This is a genomic window from Xanthobacter variabilis (assembly GCF_043831965.2).
Taxonomy (GTDB): domain Bacteria; phylum Pseudomonadota; class Alphaproteobacteria; order Rhizobiales; family Xanthobacteraceae; genus Xanthobacter.
This window is the reverse complement of record NZ_CM195533.1, coordinates 4,464,923-4,477,990: the sequence shown is the minus strand read 5'-3', so window position 1 is coordinate 4,477,990 and position 13,068 is coordinate 4,464,923. Positions and strand designations below refer to the sequence as shown.

Below are 13,068 nucleotides of genomic sequence, written 5' to 3'. Positions count from 1 at the left end.
GGTCAGTTGTATATCCTCATTGACAATAAATTTTCGTATGGAGAAACTCCCTCCAGAAAGAGGGGTCAAACCATGAGCATTGCAGCGCTTAAGGAAGCGGCGTCTGCCCCAGAGGCGGGCGAGCTTCAGCGAAAGATCAGTTGGACGGGGGCATTCTGGATCGCCAGCGGCGTTCCGGCCCTCGTCCTGTTTTCCATTGGAGCCATTGCGGCCACCGTCGGCGCACCCGCATGGGTGATCTGGATCGTGTCCATCTCCTTCGGTTTCCTTCAGGCCTTCACGTATGCCGAAATTGCCGGCCTGTTCCCGCACAAGTCGGGCGGTGCCTCGGTTTATGGCGCCATCGCGTGGGTGCGCTATTCCAAGCTGCTGGCGCCGTTTTCTGTGTGGTGCAACTGGCTCGCCTGGTCTCCGGTGCTCTCCATCGGCTCCGGCCTCGCGGCGGGCTATGTGCTTTCCATTCTGTTCCCGGCCGATTCCGCCATCAACACCTGGTCGCTGACGCTGCTGGACCTCAACTGGCTGAAGAGCGGCCTTGAGCTGCGCGTCAACGCCACCTTCTTCCTGGGCGCGGCGCTGCTGCTCGTCGCCTTCGCCATCCAGCACCGGGGCATTAGCCAGACGGCGCGGGTGCAGGTCATCCTCGGTGTCGCGGCGCTGCTGCCCTTGATCCTCATCGGCCTTGTGCCGCTTTTTACGGGAGACGTGCTGGCCGCCAATCTCGGGCCGTTCGCGCCGCTGGCGAAGGATGAGGCGGGCCATGTGATCGCCGGCCAGTGGAACATGGCGGGCATCACGCTGATGGCCGGCGGCCTCTTCATCGCCGCGTGGTCCACTTATGCGTTCGAGACGGCCGTGTGCTACACGCGCGAGTTCAAGGACCCGGCGCGCGACACCTTCAAGGCCATTCTTTATTCCGGCCTTCTGTGCATCTTCGTCTTCACCGTGGTTCCCATCGCCTTCCAGGGCGTGCTCGGCCTCGGCCAGATGGTGACGCCGGCGGTGCTGGACGCCCAGGGCAATGTGGTGACGCCCGCCGTCTATGACGGCATCCTCTCCGCCGACATCTATTCCGGAATGGGGGTGGCGACCGCCATGGCGGGCATGATCAAGGGTGGCCCGGTGGTGCACAACATCATCGTGGTGATGCTGATCTTCGCCCTGATGCTGGCCATCATCACGTCCATGGCCGGCTCTTCGCGCACGCTCTATCAGGCGTCGGTGGATGGCTGGCTGCCCAAGTACCTGTCGCATGTGAACGAGAATGGCGCGCCCACCCGCGCCATGTGGACGGACCTCGGCTTCAACCTCATCCTGCTGATGATGTCGGACTATGTGTTCGTGCTCGCCATCTCGAACTCTTGCTACATTCTGTTCAACTTCCTCAACCTCAACGCGGCCTGGATTCACCGCATCGACCGCCCGAACTGGGAGCGTCCCTTCAAGGCGCCCAACTGGCTTCTGGGCACCGGCGTGGTGCTGTCCTTCGTGAATATGGCCCTGCTCGGCATGGGCGCGGACATCTGGGGCGCCGGCACGCTGGTGACGGGTCTTGTGTGCGCCGCGCTCATCCTGCCGGTGTTCGCCTTCCGCCACTATGTGACGGACAAGGGCCAGTTCCCGGCGGCCATGCTGGAAGACATGCACCTGAAGGCTGAGGAAGGTGCCGGAACCCGCGCCGGGCTGCTGCCCTACCTGGCGCTCCTCCTGGGCGCGGTGGTCGTCATCGTCGCCCATTCCATCGCGGTGTACTGAACGGAAACGAGATGAGCGACCAAGGGATCAAGAGTAAACCGACCTATGGCAAGATCGCGGGCGACAAAGCCGCCCGCTATCAGCTCCTGTTGGTCGAGGGGGCTGAGATTCCGGCCGAAGTGCTGGCGGAGGGGGTTGACCCCTCCGCCTTCGAGACCTGGACGGTGGCCCATGCCAGCGCCCTGCCGGCCGCGCCCATGATGGACCAGGCCCCGGGCACGGTGCGCCCGTTCCGCTCCGCCTCCCACATGTTCTCGGCCCTGGAGGAGCGTTTGGACCGTGAAACCATGGGCCTGCGTTTCTACGCCGTGGGCGCCGAGCCGTTCCTGTGGGACGCGTTCAACATCGCCTCCGCCGCCGGGCTGTCGCAGCAGGAGATGCAGTTTGCCCATGTGGGGCCGAAGGCGCGGCGCATCTATTGCGTCCATTGCCGCACGCTGATGGAGGGCGTCACCACGTCCATCGTCACCTGCACCGGCTGCGGCGCGCCCCTGTTCGTCCGCGACCATTTCTCCAAGCGCCTCGCCTCCTACATGGGCGTGCAGGTGGACGCCGAGGCCCCTGGCGAGGTGCCCGCAGCCGAGGAGCTCTACAAATGAACGCCGGAACCCTCAGCGTGCGCGTGCGTGAGATCACCGAGCTCGCGCCCACCCTCAAGCGCTTCTCCTTCGAGCCCGCCCATGGCGGCGAGTTCCCCACCGCCCCCGCGGGCGGCCACGTGATGCTCACCCTGCGCGACGGCGACAAGGTGATGAAGAACGCCTATTCGCTGGTTTCCGCCCCCGGGCAGCGCGCGCGCTACGAGATCATCGTGCGCAAGGTGTCCCAGTCGCGCGGCGGCTCGGCCTTCCTGCACAGCAAGGTCGCGCCCGGCGACGTGCTGGACATGGCCATGCCCGGCAGCCTGTTCTCGCTGGCCTCCACCGCGAAGAAGCACCTGCTCATTGGCGGCGGCATCGGCATCACGCCCATGCTTTCCTTCCTGGCGGAGCTGAAGAGCCGGGGCGGACGCTGCGAGATGCACCAGCTCTCGTCCCTGGACGAGGCGCCGGTGTTCGAGCGCCTGCTGGCCCCGTTCTCGGACGACGCCGAGATTGCCATTCACACCGGCGGGCGCGCGGCCTTCGACCTCGCCGGCCTGCTCGCGCGCCAGCCGCTGGGCACCCACGTTTATGTGTGCGGCCCGCACAGCCTGATGGATGCGGTGGTGTCCACCGCCGCCGCCTTGGGCTGGCCGAAAGGCAAGGTGCACAAGGAAAGCTTCGGCGCCGCCGCCGGCGGCCTGCCGTTCAAGGCCATCCTGAAGCGCTCGGGAATCGAGGTGGAGGTCAAGGAGAACGAGACCCTGCTCGAGGCCATCGAGGCGGCGGGCGTGGCCGCGTCCTGCCTATGCCGGGGCGGTGCGTGCGGCGAGTGCGCCACGGCCGTGGTGGACGGCGAGCTGGACCATCGCGACGACTTCCTGTCCGACGAGGAAAAGGCCGCGGGCAAGCTCGTCATGCTGTGCGTGTCGCGCGCCCGGGGCCCGCGCCTCGTCCTTGATCTTTGAGCCGTGGAGGGACCACGATGACCGTGCAGTTCAAGCCCGCAGAAACCTTCCGCGACACGTTCAACTTCAAGAAGTCGCCGGAAGATATCCTGCGTTTCCCGTTCCCGTTCCCCGAGGACGAGTACATGTACTCGGTGAACATCGAGCCCCATGTAAAGGGTGGCCCCACCGCTGCCTTCCAGGCGGCGTTCGACATTGACGAGCACTATATCGCCGAGTGCCGCGAGCGTGAGCGGGTGCTGAAGGAAGACCCCAAGCGCTGCCAGGTGCTGCCCCATATGGCCACCGCCGAATGGGACACGCTGGAGCTCATCATGGAGAGCCTGGCGTCCGACTATCCCGAGCACTTCTCTCTGTCGAAGGCCGGTGACGTGTGGACCTGGGTGAACCGCCCGCTGGGCATCCACCAGACCTTCACCTTCGGCAAGGCCGAGACGCTGCCCTATGGGCCGTTCGAGTACATCACCCGCCAGGTGCAGGGCGACTTTACCCTGCAGGACCAGCGGGACGACATGCTCTATGTGGACGGCGGCATGGTGACCACCCAGGCCGACTGGTCGTTCGAGTTCAATATCGGCATGAGCTTCATGGAGTGGCACGGGCCGGTGCCGGTGGCGCACGAGGCCGGGGTGTTTGAACGCGCGCTCAAATATCTGATGCGCCTGCAATATGGCCAGCCGGTGCGCCGGCTCAACTGGACCATGACCATCAATCCGCGCCTCGACACCTCGCCGGAGAATTATCCGGTGTGGGGGCCGGACCGCACCACGGTGACGCCGGAGAATGTGGGCGACAAGGTGCATCTGCGGGTGGAACTGCAGACCCTGTTCCGCCTGCCGCGTTCCAATGCCATCCTGTTCGGCATCCGCTGCTATCTGGCGCCGCTGAACGATCTGGTGAAGGTGCCCAAGTGGCGCCGTCGCCTGCATCGCGTGCTGCGCGGCCTGCGGCCGGAGCTGGCCGAATACAAGGGCATGACCCGCTATCGGCAGACGGCGGTGGACTATCTTGCCGCCCTGGACGACGGCGCCCCCACCTCCAAGGGCATCGCCCCGGAGATCGACAAGCTGGAGGGCTGACGCCCGGCGCCTTGCGTTCCACGGCCCTGAAACAAAGAACGGCGGCTCCTCGGGAGCCGCCGTTTTTCATGTCAGGCGCTGGCGAGGCCGCTCAAACGCCGGCCTGGGAGACGAATTTCGGGTTGAGATAGGCTTCGATGGCTTCCGAGCCGCCCTCCGAGCCATAGCCGGAATCCTTCACGCCGCCGAACGGCACTTCCGGCAGGGCCAGGCCCAGGTGGTTGATGGTCATCATGCCGGCTTCCACCTCGTTCGCCACCGCTGTCGCGGTCTTGGCGGAGCGGGTATAGGCGTAGGAGGCAAGGCCGAAGGGCAGCCGGTTGGCCTCGGTGATGGCTTCATCGAAATCCGAGAAGGGCACCATCATGGCCAGCGGGCCGAAGGGCTCCTCGTTCATCATGCGCATCTCGTGGGTCACGCCGGTTACAACCGTGGGCTCGAAGAAATAGCCCTTGTTGCCGATGCGGGCACCGCCCGTCGCCACTTCCGCTCCGCGCTGGCGGGCATCGGCGATCAGCGCCTCCATGGCCGGGATGCGCCGCTCATTGGCGAGCGGGCCCATGGTGGTGTCGGGGTCGAGCCCGTTGCCCACCTTCACCGTCTTGGCCACCGCAACGAAGGTGTCCACGAATTCCTGGTACACCTTTTCCTGCACCAGGTAGCGGGTGGGGGAGACGCAGACCTGGCCGGCATTGCGGAACTTGGCAGTAGCGATCTGCCGGGCGGCGGCCTTCACGTCGGCATCCTCGAATACGATCACCGGCGAGTGGCCGCCCAGCTCCATGGTGGCACGCTTCATGTGCGCGCCGGCCAGCGCCGCCAGGTGCTTGCCCACCGGGGTGGAGCCCGTGAAGGTGATCTTGCGGATGGTGGGATGGGGAATGAGATATTCGCTGATCTCCGCCGGCACGCCATAGACGAGGCCGATGACGCCCTTGGGCACGCCCGCATCCACGAAGGCGCGGATGAGCTCAGCCGGGGAGGCCGGGGTTTCTTCCGGCGCCTTCACGATGATGGAGCAGCCGGCGGCAAGGGCTCCGCACAGCTTGCGCACCACCTGGTTGATGGGAAAATTCCAGGGCGTGAAGGCCGCGACGGGGCCAACCGGCTCCTTGACGACGAGCTGGTAGACGCCCGGCGCGCGGGCGGGGATGACGCGGCCATAGGCGCGCCGGCCTTCTTCGGCGAACCAGTCGATGATGTCGGCGGCGGCGAGGGTTTCGCCGCGCGCTTCCGCCAGCGGCTTGCCCTGCTCCTGGGTCATGAGGCGGGCAATGCCCTCCGCCCGCTCGCGCAGGAGGTCGGCGGCGCGGCGCATGAGCTTGGAGCGATCATAGGCCGACACCTTCCGCCAGACGGCGAAGCCACGGGCGCTGGCCTCCAGGGCCGCGTCCAGGTCGCCGCGGGAGGCGTGGGCGACGCTGCCGATCTCCTCCTCAGTGGCCGGGTTGAGGACCGCGATGCGGCGTCCACCCTCGGCATCCCGCCAGATCCCGTCAATATGGAGCTGGACGTTCGGGTAGGTCTGGTCCTGAAGCATGGGCGGATCCTCACTGTGTTCCGCGGTCGCGCCGGCGCGCGCCACCGCGCACCTATAGCCCTCGAAGGCGGGGGGATGAAGCGCCCTCGGGCCGCCGCCGTCGGTTGCGCACCGCGGCGGGGCTTGTTTCCGAAAGCGGGTCGCAATAGGCACGCACAAGGGCACCGCGAGCGCGGCAAGCCCGCAAGATGCCAGGGAGAATGGCCCATGACGCAGGAAACGTTCCGGGCGCTGGTCGCGCGCAAGGCCGAGGGGGGACAGGCTGTCGCCCTGGAGCAGATCACCGAGGCGGACCTTCCGGAGGGCGACGTCACGGTGGACGTCGAATACTCCTCCTTCAATTATAAGGACGGGCTGGCCCTGAAGGGGCTCGGGCGCATCCTGCGCACCTTTCCCATGGTGCCCGGCATCGATTTCGCCGGGACAGTGCGCGCGAGCGGACACGTGGATTTCAAGCCCGGCGACAAGGTGGTGCTCACCGGCTGGGGCGTGGGCGAGAACTGGTCCGGCGGCTTCTCCGAGCGCGCGAAGGTGAAGGGCGAGTGGCTGGTGAAGCTGCCGGCCGGCCTTTCCCCCCGGCAGGCCATGGCCATCGGCACCGCCGGCCTCACCGCCATGCTCTGCGTGGATGCGCTGGAACGCCACGGCATCGCGGCCGGCGGCGAGGTGCTGGTGACGGGCGCGGTGGGCGGTGTCGGCTCGGTGGCGGTGCGCCTGCTGTCGCGCCTCGGCTACAAGGTGAGCGCGCTCACCGGCCGGCGCAGCGAGGAGGACTTCCTGAAGAGCCTCGGCGCCAGCGCCATCGTGGATCGGGCCGATTATGCCGCGCCCGGCAAGCCGCTGGCGGGCGAGCGCTGGGCCGGCGCCGTGGACACGGTGGGCGGGCCGGTGCTGGCCAATGTGCTGGCATCCACCGCGTATGGCGGCGCCGTGGCGGCCTGCGGCCTTGCGGGCAGTTCCGAGCTTGTCACCACCGTGTTTCCGTTCATCCTGCGCAACGTCGCGCTGCTCGGGGTCGATTCGGTGAATTGTCCGGTGGCGCGGCGGGTCGCGGCGTGGGACCGGCTCGCGGTCCTTCTCACCGAGGCGGATTTTGCCCTGGTGACGCGTGAGGTTGGGCTGGATGAGCTCTTCGACCTCGCCGGCGAGATCCTCGCGGGCCATGTGCGCGGGCGGACCGTCGTGGCCGTGCGCCGCTGAGGGCATGCCTTGCGACGGGGTATCCCGGGATGGGGTGCCCCGTGGCACCACGCGGGCAACACCGCCCGGCCGCCGCGACATGTGCGCGCGGCCGGCCGCGGACAGCACGCTTATGATGCAGTCGGCCCCGGATCGAAGTATACGAGTGGATACGGCATGCGCCGGCGGGGTGGGGCGATTGTCACCGGCCGGCTCGCAGATGATGACAGAGGACCATGGACGAGCCTTCGGACACCAATCTTTCCCGTGCGGAATACGCCTACCAGCGGATTCGCGATGCGATCCGGTCGGGAGAGTTCCAGCCGGGCCAGCGGCTGCGAGAGGCCGACCTCGCCGAGCACTTCAAGGTTAGCCGGACCCCCATCCGGGAAGCCATACGGCGCATCACCGCAGATGGCCTGTTGGAGCTGGTGCCCGGCCGTGGCCTCGCGGTGGCGCAATTCTCCATGCAGCAGGTGCGGGAAATCTATTTCCTGCGCGCGGTGCTGGAGGGGGCCGCCGCGGCCCTCGCCGCCCAATATGCCTCGCCGTCCGAGGTGAAGGCCATGGCCGACCTGCTGGACCAGAGCGCGGACGTGCTCGACGACCCGAGCGAGACGGCCCGCTTCAACCGCCTGTTCCATCAGGCGATTTATGAGGCGGCCCGTAATCGCTACCTGTCGCAGGCGCTGGCGCAATTGTCCGATGCGCTGACGCTGCTGCCGGGCACGACCTTCGAGGCTGCGGGGCGTTCGCCTTCGGCCTTGGTGGAGCATCGCGCCATCCTGGACGCCATTACCGCCCGCAAACCGGAATTGGCCGAGGAAGCCGCGCGTTCCCACATCCACCGCGCCAGCGAAACGCGCATCGACATGATGTTCCGCACCGCCTGAGGCGGCCTCTCCATTCGGTGCGCCTGAAGGTGCTCCCTCCGTCCGCCCTTCGCGCAAAGGGCGGAGACGGCGGATTTTGTGAGGAGCAATATCGGCATGGAACGCTCTGAGGGGGGCCGTTTCCGCGTCCGTCCCGCCGTGGCTGCCGATGCTCCCGCCCTCCCGGCCGTGGAACGTGCCGCGGGGGAGGTGTTCCGCGCGCTGCCCGATCTCTCCTGGATTGCGGACGACGCGGTGCAGTCGGAGCAGTGCCACCGCGAGCTTATCGCGAGCGGCGGCGCCTGGGTGGCGGAGGATGCGGGCGGAAGGCCGATCGGCTTTCTGAATGGCGCCGCGCTGGATACGGCTTTCCTCATCCATGAGCTCAGCGTTGTTCCCGAGCGGCAGGGGGAGGGCATCGGCCGCGCCTTGCTGGCGGCGGCGCGCGGCTGGGCCACGGGCCGGGGCTTCACGGCATTGACGCTGACGACCTTTCGCGATGTGCCGTGGAACGGGCCCTTTTATGCGCGGCTGGGCTTCGCGGCCCTGAAGGATGACGCTCTCTCGCCCGCCTTGATGCGCATTCTCGATCGCGAGGCGGCGGCGGGCCTGCCGCGTCGGCGCCGCTGCGCCATGATGCTGCCGCTGCCCTGACGCGGAAACATGAACGCCGCCGTGGACGAGCCGCGGCGGCGCTGGAGACGTGTCGGGTCAGTCGGTGAGAGTCTTCCCCATGGTCGCGATGCGGGGAAGGCTTCAGTCCGGTGCTCAGGCGTCGGCGGAGCGCAGCTTGTCCAGGCTCCAGGCGCCGCCGCCGGCGACGGCAAGATAGAGGAACACGAAAGAATAGAGCGCCGCCAGCTCACCGCCATTCAGGATGGGGAAGAAATTCTGCGGGGCGTGCACCATGAAATAGGCCACTGCCATCTGGCCGGAGAGGAGGAAGGCCACCGGTCGCGTGAACAGGCCCAGCGCCAGCAGCACGCCACCCACCAGCTCGATGATCCCGGCGACGCCGAACAGCGACAGAATTTGCAGGTTCGCGAACATGGGCACCTGCGGGAAGCCGAACAGCTTGGCCGTGCCGTGGGCCAGGAACATGAGCGCGGCCATGATGCGCAGCACGGACAGGATGCGCGGGCGCCAGGCGTCGAAGAAGTCGTTCGAGAGCATGATGTTACCTTGAAAGATGCCGGCGAGGGCGGGGGCAGTCAGCGCCCTGCTCGCCGACAGGACGCGGAACGTGTGATGGGCCGGGCGCTCAGCCGAACTGGAAGCCGGAATACGCCTTGCCGAAGATGTGATCGTGGAAGACGCGGCGGCCGGGATCTGTTCCCGCAGCACCAGCCGCCACGAACAGCGGCACCAGGTGCTCGCTGCGCGGGTGGGCTGCCAGGGCAGCGGGGGCAGAGGCCCAGGCCGCGAGCCGGGCTTCCCGCTCCGCCGGGTCCTTGTCCTCCACAGCCTGGGTGAGCCACGCGTCGAACGCCTCGGAGGCGAGGGCGACGCGCGGATCCGGGCTGAAGAAGGCCCGCAGATTGTGGAAGCTCATGCCGCTGCCGACGATGAGCACGCCCTCGTCCCGCAACGGCGCCAAAGCGTGGCCGAGGGCCAGATGGGCCCTGGGATCAAGCTCACGCTGCAGCGAAAGCTGCACCACCGGCACGTCGGCGTGGGGATAGATGAGCATGAAGGGGATGAACACGCCGTGGTCATAGCCGCGCGCGCCATCCTCGCCAGTGGCGATGCCGGCACCCTCCAGCAGGCCGCGCACGCGCGCCGCCAGCTCAGGCGAGCCCGGGGCGGGGTAGCTCAGCCGGTAGGTGTCCGCCGGAAATCCGTAATAGTCGAACAGCATGCCCGGCCGGGTGCCGCTGTTGACTGTGACGCGGCTCTCCTCCCAATGGCCGGAGATGACCAGCACCGCCTTCGGCCGGGCACCCAGGCTGGCATCGAGCCCGGTGAGATAGTGCGCGAGCCCGTCCCACCGCGCGGAGGGGTCGTCCGAGGGCGCCATGAAGGGCCAGGGGCCACCGCCATGGGCGATGAACAAGGTGGGCCACCTCTTGGTGGCGGCGGTTTCGGTGCTGGACATGAGGGTGTCCCTTTCTCGCGGTCCGGCGTCAGGCGCCGTTTGCGTGAGGGGAATGTGGGACTTCCCATCATCGAAAAAAACTGGGAAACTTTCGGCATTCAATATCGAAAAATACGATGATGATATGGACAGCCTGACCCTCGATCAGATCCAGGTGTTTCTCACCGTGGTGGAAACGGGCAGCTTCTCGGCGGCGGCCCGAGCCATGAACCGCACCCAGTCCGCGGTCACTTATGCGGTGCAGCGGCTGGAGGAGCAGTGCGGCGTGCCGCTGTTTGATCGCGATGCCTATCGCCCGACGCTGAACGAGGCCGGCCGCGCCCTGCTGCCGCGCGCCCGGCGCATCGCCGAGGCGGTGGGCGCGCTGCGCATGGAGGCGCGCGGCATCGCCGGGGGGCTGGAGCCGGAGCTGTCGCTCGTGGTGGACTCCATGTTTCCCATGCCGGTGCTGCTGGAAGCACTGAAGGGCTTTCGCGCGCACTTTCCCACGGTCCAGACCCGGCTTTATGTGGAGAGCCTGTGCGGCGCAGCCCAGCTCGTCACCGACGGAGGCTGCGCGCTGGGCGTGGTGGTGGCTTCGGCCACCGACACGTCGGTGCTCACGCGGGTGCCGCTGCTGGAAGTGGAACTGGTGCTGGTGGCTGCGCCCTCCCATCCGCTGGCGGGGCGCACCGGGCCGGTGCCGTCAGAGGACCTGCGCGATTATGTGCAGCTTGTGCTCACCGAGCGGTCCGGGCCCGGCGAGCCTGATCGCGGGGTGCATGCCACCCAGACCTGGCGCATCGGCGATCTTGGGGCCAAGCACGCCATGCTGCGGGCGGGCCTGGGCTATGGCTCCATGCCGCGCCCGATGGTGGAGGCGGACCTTGCCTCCGGTGATCTGGTGCGCATCGTGCCGGAGGATTGGGACGGGCGCGCAAGCGGCCTTTCCCTGCCCATGTGCGTGGTGCATCGCACCCGCGACGCCTTGGGCCCCGCTACCCGGTGGATGGCGGACCATCTCGCCGCCGTCTCCCGCGCCTCTCCGCGGGGGAAAAGCCAGGACGCGCGGTGAGGGGGCTCGCCGGGTCGCGGCCGCCCGGCGCCCTCAGCTTGGGAGCAGGCGGGCCTCCTGAAGATCGATCTCGCGCACCAGCTTGCGCACCATTTCGTCGGAAAGCTCGTTGGCGCGACCGCGGCGGTAGAATTCCTGGCGCTCCGCGCGCAGCGCCGCAAGGCGCAGCTCCTGCTCGATGCTCTCGGCCTGGCGATAACGCTCGCCATCGGCGCCGCCGCGGCCGTGGCCGTCGATGCGCTGGCGATAGAGCTCCATCAGGCGGGCGCTCATTTCCGTGTAGATGTCCGCATCGTGGCGCCCCCTGGAGAGGCTGTGCTGGGCTTGCTCGATGGCCTTGATGGCGGCCTCGGCGGCGGCGGCGCGGGCGCGGTCTTCCTCCTTCTGGTGGGTGGGCTCGGCCGGTAGCTTCAGGCCCTTCAGCAGCACCGGCAGCCCGATGCTGGCAGCCACCAGCGAGACGATGATGACGCCCGCTGCCAGGAAGATGGCGAGGTCGCGGCCGGGGAAGAAGGAGCCGTCATTCATGAAGATGGGCAGGCTGAGCACGCCGGCCAGGGTGATGGCGCCGCGCACGCCCGCCAGCGAGGTCACCGCCACCAGGCGCCAGCTTGGCCGCTCCATGCGGTGGCCGCGACGCGCGGCGCGGTAGAGGGTGAAATTGAGCGAGAACCACGCCCACACGAACCGCAGCGCCGCCAGCGCCACATTGATGGCGAGCACATAGACGATCAGCCAGATGGGCTCGTGATGCCCGGCCTCGCGCACCACCCGCGCGGCACCGGAGATGATGGAGGGCAGCTGCTCGCCCAGGAGCACGAAGATGACGCCATTGGCGGCGAACTGCACCATGTCCCATACGGCGGTGCGCTGCATGCGGGTGATGGCGAGCGCCTGGCCAGTCTGCTCGGCATAGCTCATGGTGATGCCCGCCGCCACGGCCGCGAGGATGCCCGAGCAGTGGAGGTGCTCGGCCAGCAGGTAGGCGGCAAAGGGAATGAGCAGGCTGATGAGCACCTGCGATCCGGTTTCCTCGCCCAGCCGGTGGGAAATCCAATTCTTCGCCTGGGTCACGCCCAGGGTCACGGCGATGCCGATTCCGATACCGCCGGCAGCCAGCCACACGAAGGTGCCGGCGGCCTCCACCAGCGAGAAGCTGCCGGTGAGCGCCGCCGCCACCGCAAAGCGCATGCACACGAGGCCGGAGGCATCGTTCAGCAGCGATTCGCCTTCCAGAATGTGCATCAGCCGCTTGGGAATGGGCACGCGGGCGGCGATGGCGGACACCGCGATGGGGTCGGTGGGCGAGAGAATGGCGGCGATGGCGAAGGCGACGGCCAGCGGAATGGCCGGGATCATCCAGTTGATGAACAGACCCAGCCCCAGAACCGTGAACACCACCAGCCCGAACGCCAGCTCCAGGATGGCGCCCCGGTCCGTCAGCAGCCCTTCCTTGGGAATGCGCCAGCCGTCGAGGAACAGCAGCGGCGGCAGGAACAGGAGAAAGAAGATGTCCGGCTGAAGCTCCACGCCCAGGTCCGCTACGGCGGCGATGGAGAAGCCGAGGGCGATCTGCACCAGCGGCAGGGGCACCGGTATGGGCAAAGCGCGGGTGATGGAGCCGCTGAGAACGACGCCGACAAGCAGCAGCAGGGTCGCGGTGATGGTGGCCATGGCGCAGGATCTGGGCGCGTTTGCGGGAAGCCCGCGGAGGGAAAAGGGGTCCGCGCCGGCGACCGCTACACGTCATCGGCTGCCCGGACCAGGGCCGGGAGGCCGATGGATCTTGTCCAGCCGTCTCCGGATCACGTCACCGCCGGAGCTTCCTCCGGCCGGCGGCGCGAGTCGCGGCGTTGAGACTGGATATCACCCCCTTCGATGTCACCACCATGGCATTGGGCGGGAGCGCGGCGATAGGTCTTAGGTCGGCCCCCCCGGTTCCCAT

12 protein-coding genes are annotated in these 13,068 nt (G+C 67.7%); 8 read left to right on the top strand and 4 right to left on the bottom strand.

The window, feature by feature from the left end:
- The first annotated feature begins 72 nt into the window (after positions 1-72).
- Genes V5F26_RS19380 through V5F26_RS19365 form a run of 4 tightly spaced genes read left to right on the top strand, consistent with a single transcriptional unit; the run spans position 73 to position 4,383 of the window.
- Entirely contained in the window at positions 73-1,755 is a 1,683-nt protein-coding gene (locus V5F26_RS19380; RefSeq protein WP_394946571.1) for an APC family permease, read from the top strand.
- Between the two features lie 11 nt (positions 1,756-1,766).
- Positions 1,767-2,354 (top strand): dimethylamine monooxygenase subunit DmmA family protein, encoded by a 588-nt coding sequence (locus tag V5F26_RS19375; protein ID WP_394946570.1) that lies wholly within the window; start codon positions 1,767-1,769, stop codon positions 2,352-2,354.
- A complete protein-coding gene (locus V5F26_RS19370; protein ID WP_234053000.1) occupies positions 2,351-3,304 on the top strand; it encodes a PDR/VanB family oxidoreductase in 954 nt (317 codons plus the stop codon). The genes V5F26_RS19375 and V5F26_RS19370 overlap by 4 nt, the downstream gene beginning before the upstream one ends.
- Before the next feature lie 17 nt (positions 3,305-3,321).
- Positions 3,322-4,383, top strand: coding sequence for a heme-dependent oxidative N-demethylase family protein (locus V5F26_RS19365; RefSeq protein WP_394946568.1), 1,062 nt, complete (start codon positions 3,322-3,324; stop codon positions 4,381-4,383).
- A gap of 91 nt (positions 4,384-4,474) precedes the next feature.
- On the opposite strand, the gene V5F26_RS19360 is transcribed toward V5F26_RS19365, so the two are convergent.
- On the bottom strand, positions 4,475-5,923 hold the full coding sequence (locus V5F26_RS19360) for an NAD-dependent succinate-semialdehyde dehydrogenase (RefSeq protein WP_394946566.1): 1,449 nt from the start codon (positions 5,921-5,923) through the stop codon (positions 4,475-4,477).
- Between the two features lie 207 nt (positions 5,924-6,130).
- On the opposite strand from V5F26_RS19360, the gene acuI reads away from it, so the two are divergent.
- From acuI to V5F26_RS19345, 3 genes are all read left to right on the top strand, one after another.
- Positions 6,131-7,123, top strand: a complete 993-nt coding sequence (gene acuI / locus V5F26_RS19355; protein WP_394058565.1) for an acrylyl-CoA reductase (NADPH) — start codon at positions 6,131-6,133, stop codon at positions 7,121-7,123.
- A 215-nt stretch (positions 7,124-7,338) separates the two neighbouring features.
- On the top strand, positions 7,339-7,995 hold the full coding sequence (locus V5F26_RS19350) for a GntR family transcriptional regulator (RefSeq protein WP_234052996.1): 657 nt from the start codon (positions 7,339-7,341) through the stop codon (positions 7,993-7,995).
- Positions 7,996-8,091: 96 nt separating this feature from the next.
- Positions 8,092-8,628: a GNAT family N-acetyltransferase gene (locus V5F26_RS19345; protein WP_394946565.1), complete on the top strand. Its 537-nt coding sequence runs from the start codon at positions 8,092-8,094 to the stop codon at positions 8,626-8,628.
- Between the two features lie 114 nt (positions 8,629-8,742).
- On the opposite strand, the gene V5F26_RS19340 is transcribed toward V5F26_RS19345, so the two are convergent.
- Together V5F26_RS19340 and V5F26_RS19335 are read right to left on the bottom strand one after the other, a co-directional pair.
- A complete protein-coding gene (locus V5F26_RS19340; RefSeq protein ID WP_394946564.1) occupies positions 8,743-9,147 on the bottom strand; it encodes a DoxX family protein in 405 nt (134 codons plus the stop codon).
- An 88-nt stretch (positions 9,148-9,235) separates the two neighbouring features.
- Positions 9,236-10,069: a DODA-type extradiol aromatic ring-opening family dioxygenase gene (locus V5F26_RS19335; RefSeq protein ID WP_234052993.1), complete on the bottom strand. Its 834-nt coding sequence runs from the start codon at positions 10,067-10,069 to the stop codon at positions 9,236-9,238.
- Positions 10,070-10,193: 124 nt separating this feature from the next.
- Between V5F26_RS19335 and V5F26_RS19330 the strand changes: the two genes are divergently transcribed.
- A complete protein-coding gene (locus tag V5F26_RS19330; protein WP_394946563.1) occupies positions 10,194-11,123 on the top strand; it encodes a LysR family transcriptional regulator in 930 nt (309 codons plus the stop codon).
- Positions 11,124-11,156: 33 nt separating this feature from the next.
- Here V5F26_RS19330 and V5F26_RS19325 read toward each other — a convergent pair whose 3' ends face one another.
- Entirely contained in the window at positions 11,157-12,797 is a 1,641-nt protein-coding gene (locus tag V5F26_RS19325; protein ID WP_394946562.1) for a Na+/H+ antiporter, read from the bottom strand.
- Between the last annotated feature and the right edge of the window lie 271 nt (positions 12,798-13,068).